The 25,621-nt window shown below is 44.2% G+C and carries 5 protein-coding genes; all 5 read right to left on the bottom strand.

Annotation, left to right across the window (positions count from 1 at the left end; translation table 11 throughout):
* Positions 1 to 28: 28 nt before the first annotated feature.
* Genes A1OO_RS09730 through A1OO_RS09710 form a run of 5 tightly spaced genes read right to left on the bottom strand, consistent with a single transcriptional unit; the run spans position 29 to position 25,620 of the window.
* Positions 29 to 4,888 (bottom strand): HAD-IIIC family phosphatase, encoded by a 4,860-nt coding sequence (locus A1OO_RS09730; protein ID WP_017002897.1) that lies wholly within the window; start codon positions 4,886 to 4,888, stop codon positions 29 to 31.
* A 21-nt stretch (positions 4,889 to 4,909) separates the two neighbouring features.
* On the bottom strand, positions 4,910 to 22,531 hold the full coding sequence (locus A1OO_RS09725) for a non-ribosomal peptide synthetase (protein ID WP_017002896.1): 17,622 nt from the start codon (positions 22,529 to 22,531) through the stop codon (positions 4,910 to 4,912).
* Positions 22,532 to 22,588: 57 nt separating this feature from the next.
* Positions 22,589 to 23,437: a CPBP family intramembrane glutamic endopeptidase gene (locus A1OO_RS09720; RefSeq protein WP_016962257.1), complete on the bottom strand. Its 849-nt coding sequence runs from the start codon at positions 23,435 to 23,437 to the stop codon at positions 22,589 to 22,591.
* An 11-nt stretch (positions 23,438 to 23,448) separates the two neighbouring features.
* Entirely contained in the window at positions 23,449 to 24,333 is an 885-nt protein-coding gene (locus A1OO_RS09715; protein WP_016962258.1) for a CPBP family intramembrane glutamic endopeptidase, read from the bottom strand.
* A gap of 33 nt (positions 24,334 to 24,366) precedes the next feature.
* Positions 24,367 to 25,620 (bottom strand): MFS transporter, encoded by a 1,254-nt coding sequence (locus tag A1OO_RS09710; protein ID WP_017002895.1) that lies wholly within the window; start codon positions 25,618 to 25,620, stop codon positions 24,367 to 24,369.
* Position 25,621 lies beyond the last annotated feature (1 nt).

The raw sequence follows: 25,621 nt of genomic DNA, 5'->3' as shown, positions 1-25,621 counted from the left end.
GTGAAAACTCCATGTATTTCACTTTCTATCAAACTGGGTTATTAATTTCCGCGATAAGACATTTAGTTAAATGTTCAAGATGTTCGATCTGAAGATCGAGGAAATTGTCCATCTCCGCTTCGCTATACATGGCAGGGCTGTACCCCCATGTGAGATTGAGTTGGTTGTTGTCCGTATTAAGCTTGCCAAAAGGCGCGAATCGAATAGGGTGCATTCCCTCTTCGCGACCTTTGTACTCTGGCGCTGAGTTTTCCTGCATTTCTGCTGCATCTGGAGCATCAGGCACATAATTAAATTCGAGGTTATGTTTCGGGATATGCGAAATTGTTGTTCCCTGATCTGGGCTTTTGAACCTTAAATATTGCAAGGATTGGCTTGAGGTTGGAGCCTCTTTCAGTCGAAGTTTGATGGACTCGAGATACTGTTGAGTAGAGTGGTTATTCGGTTGGTCGAGATAAACGAAATCATAGCGTGAAACCCAGCCGATTGTTCTGCTTAGGTTGAAGTCTTTGTGGGCGCGATTGTTTCGGGTAATACACAAAAACGCATTTTTACCATGGTACCAACTTTTGAAAGCCGACTCCAACGCGCCGATAAAGAGTGTTTCAGTGTCAAAGTTAGAAATATCATTACATGTGTCTAAAAGTACTTTTATTTTGTTATCGATTGGACGTTTAACAAATTGAGGTTCCGTGAGTGTATCTTCGATTGGCCAACTTGAAAGTAAAAGCTTCTGATAAATATCAGCACAGTTCTCCCAGCATTTATCTAACCATTCATTTATGTCGTGAATGGAGGATTGTTTAGCGCTCTCAAATTGGTGTTTGAAAAATTCATTAAGTTGTACATGAGTTTCAGGTACTTTAACGGTCTCTCCAGATTGTAATTGTTGGTAGGCGAGAGACAGGTCTTCTTTTAATATACCTAGTGAGTAACCGTCAACGATCAGATGATGGAATACCATGAACAGACGACCAGGCTGTCCTTTTCCAAAAGAGAAAAACGCAATGTAAAAGAGCCTCTCCCCAATATCGAGTTGAGTTTGCAGCTCGGCACAGATACGTTCAACTTCTGCTGATTTATCAGTGTCGCTTTTTTCATCAAGATGAAATTCCACCCACCAGTCTGATAACGACTCGAGTGGGAGATAGAGTTGGTTCCATTTCCCATCGTTTTTACGCCAGACACGCCTGAGCCCAGAGTGGTGTTTAAGGATATACCTCACGGCTTCTTTCGCTAATACGCTGTCAAATTCGGGCTTGAGTTTGAATAGTTCTGATACATTCCAATGGTTAGGCTGTGGACGTTCCAACAACCAGTGGTCATTAAAACTGATTGGGTAGGGGTGGTGGTTTTCAATAGATTTAGCGGAAGCGTTCAACGTGCAGACATCAAGCTTTGACGCAAGGTGCTCAATACTGTGCTCACTAAATAGCAAAGGAAGAGGCAGCTGTTTACCTGCTCTGGTCAGAATAGACTGAAGCCGTACGGCTTGAATTGAATTCCCCCCCAGCGCAAAGAAATTATCTTTGGTTCCTACTGCGGAACGACCTAGCAAAGATGCGATCTCGTTACAAAGTAGGAGTTGGTTATCGGTTACGGGCGCGACATAGATAGTTGATGATTTAGTTGGAAATTGGCTGGTTTTCGACGCATTTGCGATCGCTTCCGCCGTAAAGTAGTTTGACGTCGATGACCAGGCCGTTAAAGGAATACCTTGTACTGTTGATGCGTTGATATCTTGACGTTTATTGATTTTTCTTTCATTGGTTTGTGTTGCTTTTTCTGGGGTAAAACGAACGTTAGAAAGCGCAGATGTTGACATCACAAGTGGATTTGAAATGCTGCCAATTTCCTTGATGAAATTCCTCGCGGGAGTGTTTCTTTCTCCGATGACTGTTGGAATTTCACAGTTTTCAACGACTAAAACGTTGCCGAGGTGTGACATCATTTCGTACTCGATGCCTCGCCCCATTGACCGGCAACTGAGCATAAACCCTTCCAATGAGGCAAGGTCTTGTTTTTCGCTGTATAACACCGCACCAACAATGCCAAGGTCACCAAATATATCAGTAACTTGTACCGTAAAACCAAATAATTCTTTATTGGTAAAGAGGGATAAAAGTGTTTCTTCATCATAACGTTTAAGCGTGGTACTGAATTGGTTTGTTCGCAGGCTAATTTCAGACACCCTGGATAAGCTATTCTCGTTAATGGGTGAAAAAGTCACATCAGTATTTAATGATGAGAGGTACTCAGCAAACGTGGTTGTAGATGCTTTATGTAGGTCTCGTTTTTTATTCTGTTTATAGAGATGTGTTCTGTCTGAAGCCTTATTGGCAGTAAGAATCGGGTCGAAAACCCAAATGTTATTCAACCAATCATGCATATCTTCAATCTTGGGTTTTTGAATCACTAACACTTCTGGGCAGTTGGCGCGCACTTCTGCACACTGAACGAGGTCGTCGTCAATAAAAATAAAGCTGTCCAACCCAAGGTTTAACTCTTCAGCGAGTGAGTGAATGTTATCTGATTTACGATGCCAATTAATTTTGGCGGCTGCAATGTCCTCTCTTTTTATCATCATGTCATGATTATTTTCAATCGCATCCCAAACGTCATTTTCTTCATTTTTGCTGCATAGGGTCAGTAATACTCCTTTTTGCTTAAGGCTCAGCACGAGTGTCTGAAACGCCTTAAATGTATCTGAAACGTTGATGCCTTTTGTCCCTTTTTCTCCGACGACGCCTTGCCAGAGAGTATTGTCACAATCCAAAACCAGCACTTTAAATTGGCTTTTCTTTGGTCGATAAATTGATCGGAGCATTGCTGTTGTTATAGCGGCGTATCCCTCATCGGTATAGGGGATGTGTGCCGACTGAAAGCTGTTAATGTCAAAGTGGTTATTTGTGTAATAACGTGCTTTGACCATAAAGCTTGGTGTGACTGAGATGACTTTTGAGTCTGAAAATGAATTGAAAAATTCATTTTCAATTGACGAGATTCTCTCGCCATACATCTCTTCATGTTCTGGAGACATAGGACAAAAAATAATGGTACATGGACGAATTAATGGCTCTTTTTCGATTAATATCTTTAATAGTTGGAGGCTTTGCTCTTTGGCAAATATAAGCGGATGCTCTCCAACAAGCCAGCTGTCCCAGTTAATGATAACAGCAATATTTTCAATTGATTCCGTATATACGGAACTACTGTTTTCAAGCAGTTGCTGTTGGATTTGGTTAAACGGAGCAAATCGCCAAGGCTGCATAAAGCTGAGTTGGCTATTCCAGAATGTCAGCACTGGATCCATTGGTTCGACAGAGAAATTGGCAAGAATATAATCGACAGGTTCATTGTGCTTTGCCAGTGTTCGGCTAAGCGTTAAGTCGATCACTTTTGTCGTTTCGTCGTTGACAAAAGCAAGCACGACGTCCCAATACTCGTTGAGTAGCGATTTGACGAGTGGTGCATCAAACATTGATGCGTCGTAATCAAGACAAAGAGCCGTGCTGTCGCCGACATCAATGAAGGAAAACATAAGATCGAGTTGTGCGTTTACCGTGTCGGGAATGAGCTCATTCAGGATAGCGTCATCGTGAGACGCATCTTCGAGCAATTGAATGTTCTGGTATCGCAGAGAGACATTGTAAAGAGGACTTTTGTTGCCTCTAGCTGGTTTGATTTCATCTACGATAAAATCAAACGGGCAGCTTTGATGTGCGCGAATGTTGGAAAATGTTCTTTGCACTTTTTCAAGTTGAGAGGCCAAGCTGTCATTTTTCGATAGTTGGCCTCGAATGGCTAGAAAATTAACGAAACAGCCAATTATATTATTAACTTCCTGTTTTTCCCTACCCGCTTCCACCGTGCCGATGACGACATCGTTTGTGCTAGCCCACTTAAACATCAGTGTATTAAGACTCGCGAGCATCAGTTCAAACATGCTGACTTGTTTGCGTTTTGCGTAATCTCGAACTCGTGCCGCTTGGTCATTCGGTAATTGAAGAAATTGACGCTCACCGATATATGACGATGTTGTATTAGAAGGTTTAGATATTGGAAAGGGTATTTCCCTCGGTGCATCACTGAGTTCAGCGTGCCAAAAGGCCAAGTCTGCTTTTAGTTTTTCTGTTGCAATCCCGTTCTGATAAAGCGTTTTGTGCTGCCACAAGCTGAAATCGATGTAGCTATATGGCAGCTCAGCGAGCTGAGGTTGGGTGTTTTTTTCGAGCGATTGATAGATCGATAGAAATTCTCGGCCTAGTATCGCCGTTGACCAGTCATCTCCGATCGCGTGGTGCATCACTACAGAGAGGGTGATGGAGCCCCCTGTAGAAATGAAGACTGCAATGTTGATTAGAGGTGCTTTACTCAGGTCAAACTGTGTTTCGTGATGCTCCAAAATAGCGCTTTGGACTGTCATGTCGTTGACTTCATTGATCGCTATTGTTGGGCGAACTGAGTCATCAATACATTGAAATAACTGATTTTCTATTGAATAAAAACGTGTTCTTAGACCTTCGTGTCTGTTCAGCAATATATCAACTGTTTCTTGCAGCAAGGGCAGTTTTGTATTGGCTGGTAAGGGGAGTGTGAATATCATGTTGTGATGCTGACTACCCCCCGTGATTTGATGCAGTAGCCAGAAACGCTGCTGCGCAAAAGACGCGAGAGCATCTTTTTCACCGGAAGCGAGCCAACTCTGTTCTTTTTCAGCATGAAGGCCACTAAGACATTGAATAATGGCTTCCTTGTTAGATTTAATTTCTTTTGAAATATCGGGTGTCATCGCTCCCGGTTTCGAGCGGGCGGCCAATTTTCCTTCTTTGACAAACAATACAATGCCTGAGTCGTGCCAGCATTTAATACGTTGAGCAATATCCATATCTAACCCTAAAATGTGTGCTTAGAAGAAATCTTCTTCAGAGAAAATATCTTCGTTGGTCAAGTCTTGATCCAGTGCGTTTGCTAACTGCATTTCATCTATGCGTTTGGCCACTTCTTGTAATGTTTGTCGCTCAATAAACTCTCTGACAGATAGCGTTAGACATAGTGTTTTATTGATCTCGTTGACTAATTGGACCGCCAAGAGTGAATGCCCTCCTAGCTCGAAGAAATTCGCCGTAACACTCAATTCACGTTCCTGCAGTTTGAGTTGTTCTGCCCAAATAGGGGTAATTAACTTTTCTGTCGGCGTTTGTGGTGCGACGAACTCGTTGTTTACAGAAAGATCTGGGGCAGGAAGCGCTTGTTTGTCTAGTTTACCATTCGCCGTTTTAGGCAATGTTTCCAATGCAATAATGGCGGTAGGAATCATGTACTCTGGCAGTGACCCCCTTAGTGTCTGTTTCACATCCTGTGTAGCACTATCGAAATCCGGTGTTGAAACCACATAGGCGATCAAATGTGTTGCGGGTTGACCAACAGGGAGTACAGCAGCATCGGCAATGCCATCAATCGCCTGTATTTGTGCGGCGATCTCAGCGGGTTCAATACGATATCCTCGCAGTTTGACTTGTTCATCTATGCGCCCCAGATAGCGCAGCGAGCCATCACCAAAGCAAGACACAGCATCACCGGTTCGATAAAGCCTAACTAACTCTCCATTTTTTCCCAATGGGGCATTAACAAATTTTTCTTCTGTTAGTGATGGTTGATTTAAGTAACCACGCGCAACGGATAAGCCTCCAATATATAGCTCGCCACGCGCTCCAACAGGAAGCTTTTTCCCTGATGGAGATAGGTTAAACAGCGTTGTATTTGGGTAGGCGAAACCAATCCCTTGGTCTTTACTTGGATGAACTTGCGCAATCATGGCACCAACGGTGGTTTCGGTTGGCCCGTACTCATCAACAATTACTTTCGCGATAGGGCGGAGCGTGGATATAGTTGCGGGGTCTAATGCCTCACCGCCTAGTATTAGCAATTGAAGCGAAATGCCATCGTTCGACGTCAATAGTGCTTTGGCTAAACTTGGTGTCGTTTTGACCATATCAACATGTTTGTCGGAGAGGTGTTGTGAGTAAGCCACCGCATCCAATATGTCGCCATCGTATACACACACACATTTTCCGCTTAGTAACGGGATTAGCGTGGTGGTTACCGTTAAGTCAAAGCAATAATTTGTTGAGAAGTCGACATTGTTAACGTCAGCCATCCAAGAGGACACCGCGTTAAGGTAGTTGGTGATGTTTCCATGTTCTACCATTACGCCTTTGGGTTGACCGGTGGTGCCCGAGGTATAAATAACGTAGGCCAAATCGTTAGGGCTAATTGCTACGAGTGGAGCCTCTGACGGTGCAGAGAGAACACTATCATCATCCACTTTTAGTACAGTTGGTCGTGTTGTCTTATGCTCTTGGAGTGACGCCAATACGTTGTCGCATTCAGAATGACTGATAATGCAACTCGCTTGTGTGTCCTCAAGGAGGTATATCATTCTATCTATCGGATATGCTGGTGACACTGGAACGTAGGCACATCCTGCTTTCAGGACAGCGATGATGCTGACAAGCATGTCGATGCCTGGGGTGAGTATCAACGGGATGAGTTTGCTGGGATTTTCAACGAGCGACAGACTTTCAATGATCGTGTTTGCAAGCTGGTTTGCTTTTCGATCTAACTCTCGATAAGTGAGAGTATATCCGTCAGTGATAACGGCACAATCCAGAGGTTGCTTTTTAACGATGGCATCAAAGACCGAAGGCAGTGATAACTCACTAATAACCTGCGTAGAGCCGTGTTGTTTATTGATAATTCGTTCGTCTGATTCGGTGACTAAGTGTTGCTCTATCAAACGTGCATCGGGATTGTCTGTAATATTAATAAATGACAGTTCCAAAAGCTCATTAAAGTGAGCAATGGTGTCATGATCAAACAAAGCTTGTGCGTAGTTGATGCTCCCTCGGATCTCTTTATTGCTGTCGTCCATCTGCAGGCTTAGATCATATCTTGCCGCTGTTTCCGCCATTGGTCCGTTCGAAATGATGCTTCCAAAATCATTGTCCATATGGTCATCATGACTCGCGCCGAATGTTTGTAAGCTAAACATGATTTGGAATAGTGGATGCCGTGACGTATCTCTAGGTACATTTAGAGAACTGACCAGCTTTTCAAATGGCAACGTCTGGTGAGCCTTAGCGTCGGTGAGAGTGCGATGGAGCGTCTCAATCAGCGATTCAGCATTTTGATCTTGCTCAATAGAAATCCTAAGTGGCAACGTGTTGACGAAAAAGCCTATTAAATTATGAAGCTGTGGATTCTCTCTATTGTCAGACGGTGTACCTATAACAAAGTCTGATTGGCTTGAAAGGGTGCTAAGCACATTTGCAAATCCGGCCAGTAAAACAGTGTAAAGCGTCGTATTGTTGCTGATGGCTAAACTTCTGAGTTTTTCAGACAACGCTTCATTTAGCGTAAATGCAATGTCTTTACCCCGATAATCTATGGAGCTAGGCCTTGCTCTGTCAGTTGCGAGGGTAAGTGTTTCCACCCCATCAAGTTGACCTTTCCAGAATGATATCTGCTTGCCTATTTCGACGTCATTTAGCGTATTTTTTTGCCAAGCTGCGTAATCAGCATACTGTATTTGTAAGGCAGGTAACTTAGGTTTTGTGCCTTTCTGAAATGCTTGATAAGACGCTATCATTTCGCTCAAAAACACATCGGTGGACCATCCATCAACAGCAATATGATGGAAAACAAATAACAGATACTGTTGAGCTTCTTGCTCGATCATCGTTACTCGAAGAGGACATTCAATAGAGAAATTAAATGGTTTTTCGATGTGGAGCTTAACCTCACTTTCAATATCTTTGTCATCATTAACTGTGATTTTTTCGATAATATTAGGCGTATCAATCACTGTTTGGTAATCGACACCATTCTCGTCAGGAACGAATAGGGTTCTTAAAACATGATGCCTTTCGATGACATGATTAATCGCCTTGGAAAGAATGCCAAGGTCTATGTCATCGTTGAGTTGTAGGAGGGTTGGTAAGTGATAGGCATCCGTTCCTTGCTCCAAACGCTCAATAAAGAGCAATCTTTCTTGAGCAAAAGAAAGAGGTGCTAGGGTTTCTTTTCTCAATGGTATTTTGTCTTGAAGGTCATCATTTAACGCAGCCGCCATCCCCTCTATGGTCTGAAGTTGGAACAGATTCTGAAGACTCAATGACAAGCCGAGGTTTTCTTCAATGATGGCCATTAGACGAACGGCTGAAATAGAATTTCCTCCAAGCGCAAAGAAACTCTGGTCGATACTGATACGGTCTCGGCTAAACATCTCTTTCCAAATTTCGGCCAATTGCTTTTCCCTCATTGATCGAGGTGCAATATAAGATGTCTCCGATGTTATTGATGTCATCACTGGCTCAGGAAGTTTTTGTCTGTCAATTTTCCCGTTTGGAGTGAGTGGCAAATTGTCGAGAATGTCTATGAACGTAGGTATCATGTATTCAGGTAGCTGTTTTTGCAGCGATTGGCGAATTACTTCACTGGAAATCCCACCGCTTTGTTCAGGAACGATATACGCTGCAAGTGTTTTGTTTTCGCCTTGGTGAATACAAGTCACTACGCACTGTTGAATCGTGGTGAATAGCATGAGGTTTTCTTCAATTTCGGCTAAGTCAATTCGGTGACCACGAACCTTAACCTGAAAGTCGTTACGCCCGATGAACTCCAGTTCACCGTAGGTGTTCCATCTGACTAAATCGCCTGTTCCAAATAGACGATCTCCTGTTTGAACATGTGCCGTAAATCGCTCGTCTGTGTATGGCTTTTGGGTGTAACCCTTGGCCAAACAATCACCGCCAATGTATAGCTCTCCGGTCGCGCCTAGCGGTACATCTTTCAAGCTTGAATCTAGGATGTAAGTTGATACGTTGGATATAGGCTGTCCAAGAGGAATGCCTTTGTGTATGCGGTCGGTATTGATGGTTTTGCGAGTATCAAAACACGTCACGTCAGCCGCGACTTCCGAAGAGCCGTAGATATTCAAAAGTGTTGCATTAGGAAAACAGTGATAGAAATTGCGTACCGTATTGGGTGTGAGTGTTTCTCCACTACACGTCCACAACGTGATGCTATCAAAATCACTCTGGCGCTGTTCTGGCAGGCTTAGGATGGCGTCCAGTAAGGATGGAACAAGCACAAGTCTATTCACTTTGTGGTGCGAGATTCGTGTGCTCATTTTCAGGAGATCTTGGCCATCATGATTGCCAATGATAAGTGTGGTTATACCATTGAGAAGTGACCCAAATAGCTCCGATGCGTGATCCACGAAATTGAGTGATGTTTTGTGGCAATTGACGTCATCAATATTGAATGGATGCTTGGACCACATCCAGTGCAATCTATTTAACAGGCCTCGTTCAGTGCCCATAACCCCTTTAGGTGTGCCAGTCGAGCCTGAAGTATAGAGGACATATATAGGCGTATCTGTTTGAGTGATGTTGAGGTTATCGCTAGCCAGTAGTTCAAGATTAATCGCATCAATATGAAGGGTTGTTACCCCATTACGAAGCTGAAGTGGTGAAAGGGAGCTATGGCTAAATAACACATTTATACATGCATCATCAGCCATAAAATTGAGTCGTGCTTCTGGGTAAGCAGGATCCAGTGGTACATACGTTGCACCTAGCTTTAACGTAGCAAGAATAGCGATCGTGCTTGAAATGCTACGTTGTAAATGAATGCCGACCCTGTTGCCTGAAGTGATCCCTTGTTGAACCAAAAGATGACTTAATTTGTTTGCTTGGGTATTTAGCTCTGCATAGGTAACGCTTTCATTGTCTTGCTTTAATGCGATGTGATCGGGTAACTCATTAACTCTTCGTTCGAATAGATCCACCAGTGACACCGAGTAGTCGATCTCAACAATGCTTCCTTTACTGTGATTCGAAAGCCATAGCTTATCTTGGGCTGTCAATCCATCTATATCCTGAAGATGCAGGTCAGCAATAGAAGAAAATTGCTCAAGAACGTGAGTGTATAGCTCATTGATACGCTCAAGAGTTTGAGTGGAATAAAGTGATGCTGCCCCCGTCAATTCGCCAGAAATCTCTTCAGCGCTGTCATCAATGAACATGTTGAGGTCAAATTTGGCTGTTTTGGGGAATAAACTCGCCGATGTACCCGAAGGGACTCTAAATGGAAGTTCTTCAGCATGATCTTTGTTTGTCGCAAATGACTGCACACTAAACATAACTTGGAAAATAGGGTGCCTAGAGGTGTCTCTTGGGACATCAAGCAACTGCGTTAACGTTTCAAACGACATATCTTGATGCTCTTTTGCATCAAGTAGTGATTTGTTTGTTGTGTTGAATAACGACGATACGCTTTGGGTTTCGTTGCAACTTAGCCGAATAGGAAGGGAGTTGACGAAGAGTCCAATAATCTCTTGTGTATCAGCGTTGTTTCGATTGTCGGATGGTGTTCCTATCACGACATCATTTTGTCCCGATAACTTTGACAATGTCACGTAAAGGGCTGCCATCATAACAGTGTAGAGCGTGACATCATGACTCTCTGCCAATGCTCTTAAGGCTCGCGACTCATTGGTATTCAATGAGAATGAAGACGCAATGCCGTCGTAGTTAAACACTGACGGGCGAGAGTAATCATTTCGGATGGCTAGATTTTGATAGCCTGATAATTGGGGTATCCAATATTGCTTGAGGACGTCCATTCGTCCATTGCTAAGCTCTTTCTCATTCCACGCTGCGTAATCTGCAAAACTATTAGCGGCAGGTTTCAAGTCTATTGCCTTTCCTGCTGTGACTTGTGAGTAGGCGACGGCCAAATCTTTGAGGAAGATATCGGCTGACCAACCATCAAAGGCAATGTGGTGGAAAGTCATTAGCAGAAGGTTGGTTTCTCCATTGTTGAATAATGCAAAACGAACCGGTCCGGTTTGTGAGAGGTCAAACTTTTTGGTTGCTAGGGATCTGATTAAAGATTCCAGTTCAACATTATCGTGTTCTGTATAAGTGGTAATTTCCTCTCTCTTTTCCATGATCTCTTGAACAGGTACATGCTCACTATTCAGGGAGAAATGTGTTCTTAAGATTGAGTGCTTCTGAACAACTGCATCCAAAGCTTGTTTTAAGGCCGCTATATCAGCCGATGACGTTAGCTCAACCAAGCTTGGAATATGATAGGCCGATGAGTTTTCCTCGAATCTGTCGATGAAAAAGATGCCTGCCTGTGCGGCAGTTAGTGGCGCAAATTTTCGGTCCGGTTCGGATGGGATTTGCATTGCTGATGGAGAAACCCGTGGGCTTTGATTGCTGGCTTTTATTTCAGCCAGCACTGCACTCATTGCTTGAATTGTTCGATGCTCAAAAACAACACGTAAAGGTACGGTTAGACCGAACGTTTTCTGAATGGCACCGATGAGCCTTACGGCGCTGATGCTGTTTCCACCAATGTGGAAAAAATCATCGTTTGTACTGATTGATTGACGAGATAACTCGCTTTGCCACAATACCAAAAGCGCAGTTTCTTCATCGGTTTCAGGTAAAACAATGCTAGATAGCGCGTTAGATTCTGTTTGTGGGTCGGGCAGTGCTGAGCGGTCTAGCTTACCGTTTGAAGTCACAGGGAAAGCGCTAAGTTCCACATAGAATGTCGGCACCATATATTCAGGTAAATGTGTCGACAAAAAGCGTCTTAGGGAATCTGTTGATACGTGATCATCTGCTGATGTAATCAGATAAGCGACAAGGCAATCCAGTGCTTCTTTACCATCCGGATCTCGACGGAGGTGAACGAAGGCCTCTTCTATCTTTTCATGACTGAGTAGTTTGGATTCGATCTCGCCAAGTTCAATACGAAAACCTCGAAGTTTTACTTGGAAATCTTCTCGCCCAAGAAACTCTAAGACACCAGACTCTGAACGCATCCATCTGGCTCTGTCTCCGGTGTGATATAAGCGAGCGCTAGGCGTGTCGCTTAATGGATTAGCAATGAACTTTCGATCAGTCATGACTTGATCGTCATAGTACCCTTTTGCTAAACAGTCCCCGCCAATGTATAGGTCTCCTGGTACGCCAACAGGACAAGGAGAGAGAAGTTCATCAAGCACATAATACTGCGCGTTTGCGATTGGTCTGCCGTAGGGAATACTTACCCACGCTGGATTGATATCCGAAATGGGGTAGAAGTTTGACCATATAGCCGCTTCAGTAGCGCCGCCAAGTCCGAGTATGGCAGCATTTGGGAAATACCGTTCAACATGCTTAGGAAGAGCGAGACCAATCCAGTCACCACTGAAGAACACTCGCTTGAGGCGTGAATTATCCGCACCGGATTTTGATATCAGACCTTCCATTAGCGGCATAAGTTGCTTCATGTAAGCCGGTGAAGAGTCCCAGAATGTAATAGGCTCTCGAAGGAGAATATTGGCCAGTTTTTCAGGATCTTTACATTCATCATTTGAAGCAATCCGAATACTCCCGCCTGCGCCTAATACACCAAAGATGTCATACACAGACAGGTCGAATGACAATGAAGTAACAAAAAGGAGCCTGTCGTGCTTGTCGACATTCTGCGAAGTATTAACCCAATTTAGCGTGTTATAGACGGCTCTATGCTGCATCTCAACACCTTTTGGGGTGCCGGTGGTGCCAGACGTGAATATGATATAAGCAGTGGAATCAGATGGAATATGTCTGTTTTCGTTGTCTGCTGATTGTTGTTTTTGATGCCACTGGGTGGTAATCAATGGGTCAGTCGGAGCGAGTGGCGAGCATCTATCAAGAACAACGTCAAAACGATACTGAAGTTCGTCATCAAACAACGCTGATCGAGAAATGATGGTTGGATTTTTATAGATCGCCGTTGAGCGAGAAACTTCCTCGAAAAACTCAGAATGGAAATACAGTGGCTTTTCTAAATCCTGTCGCCATGCGCTGTTGATTGAATCCGGGTTATTGTCGGAGAAAGAAGCAATAGATGACTCCAACTCTCCCTTTTTCGCTAGGTCAGGTAGGTCACAAAATACGAGCTTACCATTAGGCTTAAGCAACGGTGTCAGAGCATCGATGACTGATTCTGTATAGCGATAACCAGGGAAAAACTGAGCGGTACTAGCCAGTAAAATAACGTCAACACTACCCAGTTCAACGGGAACTGATTCGTGCGCAAACCCCTGATGAAAACTCAGGCCAGGTAGATTGCTTGCTTGTTTCAGTCGGTTTGCAGCAAGTGCTTTTTCTGATGGGTCGATAGCATAGTAATGCTTTACTTGGCTGGCGAGCTCAAAAGAAATGATCCCTGATCCGCACCCAATCTCAAGCACTGTGGCATCTTTGTGCATGAAGGGTTCACATAGATTCACGACATGGTCGCGATATCTGTCTACCTGATCCTGGGCGAAGCATTTACCGTTATAAATGCTGGTAAAGCCACCTGCGGTGATTTCATCATTTGCGTTTTCCGCAATATGGTCGAACATGGCTCGAGTGTCTGAAAAACGCCCTAATTCAGTCTGCACGTGTTCATTCAATGCATCCATCACAATGAAGCTGTCAATCTGAGTATCTAGCCATTTGGCTTGCCTAAACGCACATAACTGGGACTGGCAAGTAACAATGATATTAACGTCATTAGCCTGACCAATTTGAGTGAGTATGTTCCGAACTCGCGATCTTGGAGAATTGATTTCTATTGGTACATAGGCGGCTCCCGCTTTCACTATGCCCATGACTGCGACGACGGTATTGGTATCTCGCTCTAAGCACACTGGGATGAGAGAGCCCGTTTTTGCGCCTTGATTTCGTAACTGGTTTGCCAACTGGTTTGCGCGCGCGTCCAATTCCCGATAAGTCATTTCGTCACCATCACAGTCGACTAATGCAATAGCGTTAGGCTGTTGAGCAACTTGTGATTCAAAATATCTATGCAGCGTTTGCTGTTGGTCATACTCGTCAGATGTTTGGTTCCACTCGTGGACTAGACGTTTCCACTCATTCGAGGTTAACCATTCGAGGCGGCCGATTTGCTCGACGGGGCGCGACACAATGGATTCAAGCAATACGGTAAAGTGTGATGCCATCTCTTCAACGGTCTGTCGATCAAAGAGGCTAGTATTGAACTCCCAGACAGTGGTCAGTTTGTCTTGTTGTTCAGAAGCCCAAAGCGTTAAGTCGAACTTCGTGACACTGGCATCAACATCAATGGGTTGCAAAGAGAGATCGGGGAGTTGAAGCCTGTCGAGTGCTAAGTTACTAGATACGGCATTTTGAAGGGCAATCGATACTTGAGCCAAAGGCTGGTGGCTCGTATTTCTCACGGGCTGAAGCACTTCAACTAAATGCTCAAAAGGTACGTTTTGATTGGTCTGAGCCTCAGCGGCCATATTGCTGACTTGATGTAGAAATTCAACAAATGGTTGCTTGCTGTCAACCGATGAACGTAAAACGAGTGTGTTGATAAAGAAACCGAGCATTTCTTCAACTTCATAGCGAGTACGGCCCGCATTTGGTGAGGCAACCGCAATGTCGTCGGTATTGGCATACCGAGTCAGGAGGATTTGATATGCAGAGAGCAAGACATTAAACAGCGTTGTTCCCTGATCTTCGCTGAGTGCTTTGATTCGTGATGTTAAAGATGACGACAATTGAACGGTGATCTTTTCCCCTTCGAAGCGTTGAACAACGGGCCGAGGGTAGTCAGTTGGCAACTCTAGCAATGGAGGAAGATCTTTTAATTGTTTCTGCCAGTATGTCACTTCCATATTAAAGGTATTTGATCTGACATGGTCACGTTGCCAGACAGCATAGTCAGCGTACTGAAGTCTTGGTGGCGTTGGATCTAAGGTGTGTCCTGCGAGTTTAGATGTATAAAGTGAAATGACTTCGTCCATCAGTAAGCCGACTGACCATAGATCCGTGATGATGTGATGCATGTTGATCCAAAGGACATGCTTATCACGTGATAGTTTGAAAATACGAACTCTGAATAGTGGACCATGCTCGAGGTCGAAAGGCGCAAGAGCATCACGTTTTAATAAGCCATCTAACTGGGATTCGTCACAATCTTCGATGCGTAGTTCCAGATCAAATTGGTCTTGAATGACTAACATCGGTTCACCGTCTACCGTAGGGAAGCGACTACGGAACACTTCGTGGCGTGAAACAATGGTTGTGAAAGCATCATTTAATGCGCCGTTGTCCAGGTTACCCTCGAGAACGTAGCCATCGTATACATTGTATCCGGCTGATTGCTCACCGATTTGTTCTATTAGCCACAATCGTTGCTGAGTCAATGAAAGCGGTAGAAGCTGGTTTCGCGACACGGGAGTGACAGGTTTGTCGACATCCGCAACGTTGCGAGTACTTTGTTCAATTTCTGAAGAAAATAGTGCTAACGTTGAGTGTGTGAACACGGTTTTTAGGGGCAGTCTAAGGTTGAACGTTTCTTCAACTCTGGTGATGATTTTTGCTGCCAGTAACGAATGCCCACCGACGGTAAAGAAGTTGTCAGAAAGGCCAAGCTCTTCGATATTTAGTACATCTTGCCATATTGTTTTGAGCGCTAATTCTGTATCCGTTAGCTGTCTTTGTGCCTCCGCTCTTTCAAGTAGCGTTGAAGGCGAATGGTAGTAGCGATGAATAGTTTCCTCGCTCAACATGTAGATAGCGGTTGGTAGGTCTTGCCTTGGATATTTGCGTTCCAGTATTTTTTGTACCGATGCTGTATTGATATGTTCGGATGATGCAGCAAAGAAAGCAATGAGGGTGTTGTCTTCATTACGCGCTACAAGTGACGCCGTCACATTTTCGATGCCAAGTAGAGATTTTTCAAGCAAGGCTGAATGTTGTGTTTGGTAGTGTGTGATATAGGGTTGAGATAACACAGGACGAAGTGTGTCGCCGCGGACCAATATCTGTGGTTTTTCCTTGCCGCCAAAACCTACAGAAGTAACACTGACCCCTTGGCCTTTGGTGGCATTCTTTGTTGTGATGTCAGAAGACAAAGGCGAGCCAAGCGGCAGGAATTTCCAACCTAAGTCATGTCGAGTATTGGCGTGAATGAACCCATCGAATGCTCCCAGTGTCACGTTGTGTAGCATCGTGACATGCTGCGAAGAGTCGAGTTTTTGTAAGGATGATGACTCGATAAGGTCACCGGATACAAGCAGGGAATAAGTTGCAGTGTCTTTATTGCAACGGATTGAATCACTAGCATTCACTTGTTTCTTGCTTAGGTGAACCCATGACGTTGAATCAAGTGCAATTGGATCCAATGGGTCTGGTAACTCTGCTGTATTTGAGACCACATATGCGATGAGTCGATCATCACGGGCGATGACAATGGCATCGGACACTTCGTCTTGTGCTTTAAGATTGTTGGCAATTTCACCCAGTTCTATGCGGTGACCTCGTAGTTTAATTTGATCGTCAATTCGCCCAATGTAAACCATTGACTCATCGTGATTTAATGTGGCGAGATCGCCCGTGCGATACACATATCCGGCCTCTGAATTCACAAATTGTTTTGACGTCAGGTCTGGACGATTCAGGTAGCCTTCAGCAAGGCTAACGCCGCCGATACATAGTTCACCCACAGCGCCATAAGGCAGTATTTGACCTTCTTGAGACAGGATGAAGTGTTGGTATCCTGGTAAATTCTGCCCCAGTGACACTGGCTCATTCAGCGAGCATTTTGCTAATAATGACCATACAGTTGCTTCAGTGGGGCCATAGCAATTCCATACCTCATCAAAATGAGTGACAAGGCGATCTTTCGTTTGCTCTGGCAATGCTTCGCCGCCGCAAAGTGCTAATAAAGATCCACTTTTTGGCAGCTCATTATCCAGTAATAGTTTCCATCTCGATGGCGTTGTTTGTATGAGGTCAATGTGCTGATCAGACACTAATGTGTTGATGCGACGTGCGTCTGCGATGATTTCGCTACAAGGGATCACACAACATTGACCAAGGCTTAGACATCCGAGCCATTCGTATAATGCGATATCGAAGCTCACAGTGGTTAGCCATAACCAATGTGTTCTGAGGGCTGTCGGTAAAGAGTCATGCATGCCATTAATAAAATTGAAAGCAGCACCGTGGCTGATGATCACCCCTTTGGGTTTACCTGTAGAGCCTGAGGTGAAAATGACGTAAGCAGTGTCGTTGGGCAAGATCGATGGCAACAAGGTGTCATGTTTCATTGCGGGTAAGGCATCGATACACACAGGATGAGCAAGGGTGTTGGGGAGTTGTGTGCGTAAGACAGAATCTGTCACTATCCATTTGCACTCAGTGTCATTCAGTATACCGGTGTTTCTAGCCGCGGGATGCGAAGGGTCTAGTGGTACATATGCTGCGCCAGATTTGAGTATTCCCAATAGGGCAATTAAGAGCGAGTCAGAGTGTGGGAGATAAAGCGCAATCAAATCACCTTTGTTTACGCCTGATTCAACAAGGTGTTTTGCTAAGGTATCCGACTGCTGATCGAGGTCTGCGAAACTGCGGTCTTTGATATCCCCATCATTAGCAATGAATTTCGATGCGGTTTTAGACGTAAATTGATTAACGGCATTTTCAAAAAGCGAGATTAGCTGCCCATTGCTGGCCTCAGGTTCGATTTGAGGATTCCAATTCTGCAAATACTCAACGCTTTTCTGATCGACCAGACAATATTCGCTTGGCGATTGAGCGGGGTGAGCGATGAACTCACTGGCTAACTGTTCAAAAGCGGCATCAAGAAGACCGATTGTCGTGCTAGTTAAAACGGTTGAGTTGTAATGCCAATATAAATTGTCATTGTCATCGTATTGCAAAGCAATATCAGTCGGTTCTTCACTGACGGTTGAGCCAAACTCAATTTGGTAAACTGGGTTGAATATGGCTGTAGAGAGCATCATTTCATCGTTGTATTTAACAGCGCTCCATGACGGCAGTGACTCCCACAAGCGCTTAAGATCGAACGCGAGTGACAAGATCGTCTGGTTTGTATCGAACGGAATAACAACAGGCTTTCTTTCATCGTTATGGCATATGTTAATGACCAGCGACGCTTCATAGCCACGATAAGATATAGCGGCAGTGAGTAACGATAGCGCCAGCCAGTGGTTCTCTATGTTGTTACTTTGGGACAGTAACCTTAGGCCTTCATGTGTGCTGGGAGGCATGCATGAAAGTTGGCTTTGGCGGTTGAAGGAATCCGCAGTTCTGGTGCCATCGAGAGGAATACTATGAAGCATTGGCGCATCTCGAAGCATGTCAACCCAGACTGCAATATCCTCAGATACGTCATGTTCTTGAACAGACTCTGTTTTGAATGCGTTTTGTGCAGGGAGAGCTTTGCGATCTATTTTTCCATTGGGCGTGGTTGGAAAGCTAGCTAACGAAATAATACTTGATGGGATCATGTGAGCTGGCAGATCCAACGTCAATGCGCTTTTTAGTGAAGCCTCTATATTCCTTTTAGGGAGCGTGGATGCCACGTCGAGACGTGTTACTTTTCCTCCTTGAGACGTTGGGTAAAAAGCATCAACAATGAGTTGAGCAATAGAATCATGCGCAGAGGTCGCCCAGCGCTCTTCAGATTGAAGAGGGAGCTCTTGTTTCAGGTGATTTAGCCAACTCGCAATTTTCTGTCTACAGACACACTGAAGAGTCTTCGCCTCGCCATCCCAAAGGTAAATATCACCACATCGGTCATGTGACGAAACAGGTGTGTTTTTCGATAGGATACGACGGTCGCCGTATGTGAATTGAGGTATGGTATCTAGCGTTTCTAATGGGGTCGGAACGATGGCGACTGTGGCGCCAGATTGTTCCATCATCGTGGTTAGGTAAGCATGCGAGTTTTCGCCATCGAGTACCAAAACCGATCCTCCCGCCATGAAACTGGCAAGAGTCGCAGTAGCGAGTTCTTCAGGCGTTCGTGCCGCCACCGCGACCATTGATAGATCACAGTTGTGGTCTGTGAGTGTATGAGCGAGTTGCTGCGCGTTGTCGGTAAACTCTCTATATGTTACTGCTTTATCGTTATATTCGAAGGCGACAGCTTCGGGTAGCATCTCGCGAATCGATGAAATAGCGCTGAGCCAATCAGATGTGTTTTCAGGCTGTTTTGTCACGTCGTTAGTTTGATTTTCAAGAAGGTCACTGATTTTCCTGTCTGCGTTGTTGACCATCGCCACAAGGACATCACGGTATAATGTGGATAGGCTTTCGACGGATTCTTTCGTGTAAAGATCACTACAATATTCAAATGCACCGGCAATGCCGTCATTGGCGTCAAACAGATTTAAAGTGAGATCATATTGGCTCGCTTGTTTGAGGGGAGGCAAAATCCGCAACGTTAAAGCATTCAATTCGACAGTGTCGACAGGTGCATTTTGTAGGGCAAACATCACTTGGAAAAGCGGGCTTGAAGAAAGGTCACGGTCAGGTTGAAGGAGCTCAACCAGGCGTTCAAATGGCATAGCTTGGTGTGCAAAGCTTCTTAAGCAGTCCTGTTTGACTTCAGCTACTAATGTCGAGACGGTTTTCTCAGGCAATACTTGGCTTCTCAAAACCAAGTTATTGATAAATAGACCTACTGTTTGTCGCCAATCTTCCCCTTTATTACTTTCCCTGCCGGACACGGGTGTCCCAACAACGATGTCATAGTGTCCACTATACAAAGCCAGCGTAATATCAAATGCGGCTTTGAGAGACATATAAAGTGTTAGTCCTTGCTCTCTGCTCCATTGTTTTACTTGTGTACTCAGCGTATCACTTAGTGCCAGTTCAAAAGAGGCGCCAGCGTGACTTTGTTTTTCTGGTCGAGGGAAATCAGTGGGTAGCCAAGGTGTTGTGGGTAAATTGCTTAGGTAGTTACACCAGAAAGCATCTTCTTCTGAATTTGCCACTACCTCTTGTTGGGAAAAGGCATAATCAGAGAATGCGCGCGGTGGCTGAACACTCGGTGTTGTTCCGGATTCTATGCGTGCATATCCTTCACTTAACTCTCGAATGATAAGTGAAATCGACCATCCATCTGCAATGATGTGGTGGCAGTTAATGAGCAAGATATGGCGTGTTTCTGACAGCGTAACGAGGCTAACTTTGAACAGCTTGCCTTCTGTTAGTAAAAAGCGCTGGTTGGCTAAGCCCTCAAGCGTCGAGGAGAGATCGTTTTCAGCTATATAGCGTTGTTCAAAACAAGAAAGAGAAGCATCAAACGATTGTGTTACTTCGTTGTCATCTGTGGAGAAGCGCGCGCGAAGTGCTGAATGGCGTTGAGCAATTAGGTCTATTGCTTTCGTTAACGATTCAACATTCAAATTGCCTTTTATCTCAAGTGCCGTTGGCAGATTGAGTGCAGATCCCAGATCTTCTAGCTGTTCAAGAAACCAAAGTCGTTTCTGGGCGAATGAAAGTGGTGATTTCAACGGTGAAATCTCGTTGTCATGCGAAGCAGGTAAATGGCTGTTTGTGATTTCGGTGTGGAGTCTTGATTCAACGAGTTGTGTGAATGCAGAGAGGACACTGTGTTCAAGCAGTTCATGAAGCTCAATACTCACATTGAGCTCACTATTGACGAGTTGTTGGACATCCAGAGCAAAAATGGAGTCTCCCCCAAGCAAGTAGTAATCATCGTCTGGAGACAGTGTGTCTATATCTAATGTGTAGCCCCAAATGTTAGCGACAATTTGCGCAGTATCCGACACATACTGACCTTCAAGCTCTACTTCAGGAAGAACAATGGAAGAAACTTCAGGTTCGAGAGTTGGAGGTGTTTCTATGGTATCTGCAGAACTCTCTGGTACCGGCGTCCAACAACGTTGAGGTTCGAAAGCGTAACCTGGCATGGAAATGCGGTGTCCTGAAAAGGGAATCTCAGACGCATTGAAGGACGTTTTACCCGCTAAAAAGTTTGTGGTGATATTGGTTTCTTGAGATCGGCTGTCAACGTCATCAACGTTATTAATGTCGATGGCATTATTATCATTGATAGCCTTTTCCAGTTCAGTAATGAGCGACGTAGCGTCGGTAAAGTTCACTGCGATACGGAAATCAAAATGAGCACGACCAGCGATGCTTGTGTAGCTAAGGTCTTGGCTAAAACAACGAGGTGATTGCTTTAACCATTCGATAGTTTTGTGTATCAATAATGTCAGTGCATAAGGTGTTTTTGCTGAAAGGAAAAATGGATATTGCGCTAGCTGATCATCGATGGAAGCGTCTAGAATTGGCGCAGATTCAAGTACAACGTGACAGTTTGTGCCACTTAAACCAAAGGCACTGACACCAGCAAGTCTATTTTCTCCCTCCCACTTTTGTTTGCTTGTCGCTACGCTGACTGCTCCATCAAAGCTGATGGCTGGATTAGGGGCGTTAAAAAATAGAGAAGGGACGATAAGGTTGTTTTTTAGGCATAGCAGCGTCTTAACTATGCCCAGCAAGCCTGCCGCAGAATCAAGGTGCCCTAAGTTTGTTTTTGCTGAGCCGATAGGGCAAAAACCGGTGTCCGATGTAAACTGACGAAAAGCGGCATTGATAGCAGACACTTCAATGGGGTCTCCTAGCTTTGTTCCCGTTCCGTGTGCCTCCATGTAGCTGAGGTTTCGAGGGTCAATACCCGCATTTCTCCAGGCTTTTGCCAATACCTTTTGCTGTGCGTCACCATTGGGAGCAGAGATGCCTGCGGAGCGGCCATCTTGGTTTATAGCGCTGCCTTTGATAACACCCCAAATGTTATCTTTGTCATCAATAGCGTGTGTGAGCGGCTTAAGCAGCAATGCTATGACACCTTCTCCAAGCCCTGTCCCTGAGCTGTCATCTGAAAAAGTGCGGGTAAAACCGTCCACTGACTCGATACCAATTTTGTCACCGGTTTCAATGGGTAACAGCATTAAGTTGACGGCACCGACAATAGCGGTTTCGCAATCACCATTACGTAGCCCCTGACAGGCTAGATGCAAAGCAGTTAAAGACGATGAGCATGCGGTATCGACGACCATTGATGGCCCTTGCAGATTAAGTAAATATGCAAGACGGCTAGCTGTCATTGAGGCAAGGTTACCTAACGTTGACGACGCTTTATGCTCTGGAGCGACATCATCAATATATTGTCGATAGAGTGCATCATGGGCGTACCCGAGATAAATGCCTGTTTCAGAATCTTGAATTTTTCCTGTGTAACCAGCGTCTTCGATAGCATGGTAAGCAGTCTGTAGAAACAGTTTTTGATGGGGATCCGTAAGGGCCGCTTCTTTTGGAGACATGCCAAAGAAGGCGGGGTCAAATTTATCGACACTATCAAGATACCCCCCAGTTCGATAAGCCGGAGAAAGGTTTGGATGCTTAAATCGCATGTATGCATCGGTGTCAACTTGGCGATCAGAGGGAAACGTCGATACACCATGTTCTTCTGATTTCAGCATTGACCAAAAGTCATACTTATTGCTGCAAGCCGGCAAATTCACTTCAATGCCTATAACAGCAATATCGTTGCTGTTCACTTCTTCAATATGGTCAGACGATTCGTTTGAAAAGCCAATTTGGTCGATGATATTTAAGTCCATTTTAAAACCTTTAGTGACAACTTATCCTAGGGGGAGTGCTATTTTTAAAGCCAGATGTTATGCATATTTACGCTTGTAGTGTTTCCATAGGAAAAAATAGCCAGTAATCATTAATGTGAATGCCAGTGCCGCCACGAGGTACATAATGTCATCACCCCAAGTGACAAGTTGATCTTTGAGTCCAAAGCGTCTCCAGCTTATAACGCAGACTAGGCTTGATGCTTGGATTAGAATTGATGCCCACAGAGAGCGGAACCAGATATAGACCATGATGTAGAATACGGAAGATACAAAAGAATATATCCCAACAATGAGCTCAAATTGCATCACGGCATAAACTAATGCTTGCAGAAGAATCGCAACGGTGATGTTGCTGTAATCTTTCAAGTCATTGTATACGGCGCCGCGAAAAACGATTTCTTCCACGAAAGGCACTATTATTGCCAAAGAGAAAAGTAGGAATAGTGGGGCAGCTTCTTTGTCCATGATCCAAGCCATGTAATTATCTAGCTCGGGAAGCGTTGCTTTTACACTACTAAAGTTGACGACAGTGACTGTGAATATAGACATACAAACGGCAACGAAAACCGTCAGGAATATGGTGGTTTTATCAATTTTTCTAAACTGACAAGCTTGAATGAGGCTCTTGCCTCTTACTCGAAAGAATAAGTCGGAAAGAATGACACACAAAGTAAAATAGAGCAGTGCTGTTAAAAGAGGTAGATTGTAGAATGCCTCTTGCAGAGGTTTTACATCGAGTAAAACATCGAATAAAAGGAATATCAGCGCGTATCCCAAACCAACATAAACCGCAAGATAGCCTAAGGTTAGGCCAATAACCTTCCCCCATGCTGTTTGCGTCTTTTCTTCCATGCGTGTCGACGCAATTGTAGTATCCATACTCATAGTAATAACCTTTATTGTTTAGCGTATTTTTTGAAATCTTCGTGTTCATATGCCGATGGGGTTTGGCAAAGAGCACGGAGTTTGAATAAACAGAAAATGATGATTGAGAACGTAAAGACCAGTAGGGTGTTGTGGTAACCGTTATGATATTGCTCAATCATGGCATTGTGGCGCAGCACGTAAATACCACCGGTGGAAAGCACCTGCATGATGACCGCTGAATACATTGAACGAGTCCAGAGATAAAGCGTCGTGAATAAGCATGTTCCCACTGCTGCGTATAGCATAAGTGGAACATCGCGCATGAGTTCGAAGTAGTAGGTATAGATGACACAAAGCAGCAAATAACATACTGGGAGGTATAGCCCTCTGCGCAGTTCGTTGAACAATAAACCGCGGAAAAATATTTCCTTATAAAAAGAACCAATTAATAAGAAAAGTAAGAATGACCACCCGCTTGGCGTATCGACCAAAAATGCCATTACGGACTCATACCCACCAAAATTGCTCTTTAGGTAGGGCAATGCGAAAAGCGTATGTGTAAAGACTGCAGCAGCTAAGCTAAGCGCTATGATTAAGTATATTTTGGTTGGTTCAATACGCACAAAATTGCATCGCTTGAACAGGTTTTCCTTCTTCGCTATACGGATGAAACCGTAAAAAAGGGTTATCTGGATGATGTCATTGACGACAATCATGACAATGCCATTATTATTAAACCACTCACCATATTGGGCGTGGTTTCCCATTACCTTATACCAAAGCATAATTAGCGGTATGAGTACGCCGAAATATATAATTGAATGTACGGCAGTCCAACTGACAGATCTCAAGATCTTTTTGAACGCCGACGGCACGTCTCTAGGCGCCGCTTCTGCTTCCATATGGTTGTTCATACAGTTCCTTTTGATTCACGTTTTTAAATATTTTTATACCGTTACTTTCACGGTGGTATTGCTAAGGTTTTCATTAACAAAAGATCTAAAACTTTTGTTCTTATTTCCAAGTAGAGATATTCCGATCATAAAGACGGATCCAAACATAATGAATTGTTGCCAATTCTCTCTTGATAACATGCTGCCTAAAATCCAAACTCCTGCAGGAACGGCCAGATTTAAGAATGCAAAAAATATCCCGAAAAGGCGGCCAAGCATGTGTTGTGGTACCGTTCGTTGGAATTGTGATAGTACAGGTATGTTTTGAATGGTATTTAGGATCGCTAGGATTAAAAGCAGTCCTGAGAATACTGCGGTTATGTTTATGGTGTTGTTTTCTTCACCAAATGGGTATCCCCACACCATAAGTATCATTGATTGTGGTATCAGCAATAGACAGAAGTAGCGTATTAGTCGCTTTTGCATCCATGTCCTGCTTGCTATTACCGCGCCCAAAATAGTACCGATAGCAATGGATGCTTCAATCAGCGACAGTTGAAATGGTGAAACGCCCCAAACTTGGTAAGTAACAAACGGCATCATGACAAGAATAAATGGAAGGTAGATACTGTTGAGTAGAACTTCATAAAGTAAGAAAAAACGAATGGAGCGATGTTCCTTGATATATGAAAACACTTCTTTTTGTGCAGAAAAATAACTGATTTCATCAGCAGGTGTTTTATTGACCTGTTTCTTTATTTGAAGTTGTGTCTGGATCGCGGATGAAGCGAAATATGTTGCGCCCGATAAACAGAAGATTGTGAAGAGGTCTACATATCCATAAAGTAAGGCGCCAGTGATTGGCGCAACAATGCGTGTAACGGCTGTTACCGATTGGATGAGCCCATTTGCCGCAGGAAGTTCTTGTTCAGCAAATAGTTCGGGAAGAGCAGCATTAAAGCTCAGGTTTAGCAAAGACTGAATAGCTGCAATGATGACGATATAAAAAAGAAGCGCGTTTAGCGTAGTACTCCAATCTACCGTGAGTACAAAGCCAATGGTAAAAAGCCCTGTGAAGAGATCACTAAGGCAAATTACCCGTTTCTTTGCCCATCGGTCCACCCAAACCCCGCTAAGCAGACTGATTACCACTGAAGGAACAAAAGACAGTGCGACAGCTAGCGAAAATAGAGAGACGGATTTTGTTATGTCCAACAGGTACAAACTGATGGCAAAGGACAAACTTCCGGTCGCGGTTTGAGAAGAGAGAAGCCCCACACTTACAATCACTCTGTTGCTTAGCATCATA

The sequence above is a fragment of the Enterovibrio norvegicus FF-33 genome (assembly GCF_000286835.2).
Lineage (GTDB): Bacteria > Pseudomonadota > Gammaproteobacteria > Enterobacterales > Vibrionaceae > Enterovibrio > Enterovibrio norvegicus_A.
The sequence above is the reverse complement of the archived record's forward strand: the minus strand, read 5'-3'. Positions and strand labels throughout refer to the sequence as shown.

Bases quoted from the DNA above. Each gene is read 5' to 3' on its own strand.
- A1OO_RS09730 (WP_017002897.1), bottom strand. From the start codon at position 4,888: ATGGATATTGCTCAACGTATTAAATGCTGGCACGACTCAGGCATTGTA.
- A1OO_RS09725 (WP_017002896.1), bottom strand. From the start codon at position 22,531: ATGGACTTAAATATCATCGACCAAATTGGCTTTTCAAACGAATCGTCT.
- A1OO_RS09720 (WP_016962257.1), bottom strand. From the start codon at position 23,437: ATGAGTATGGATACTACAATTGCGTCGACACGCATGGAAGAAAAGACG.
- A1OO_RS09715 (WP_016962258.1), bottom strand. From the start codon at position 24,333: ATGAACAACCATATGGAAGCAGAAGCGGCGCCTAGAGACGTGCCGTCG.
- A1OO_RS09710 (WP_017002895.1), bottom strand. From the start codon at position 25,620: ATGATGCTAAGCAACAGAGTGATTGTAAGTGTGGGGCTTCTCTCTTCT.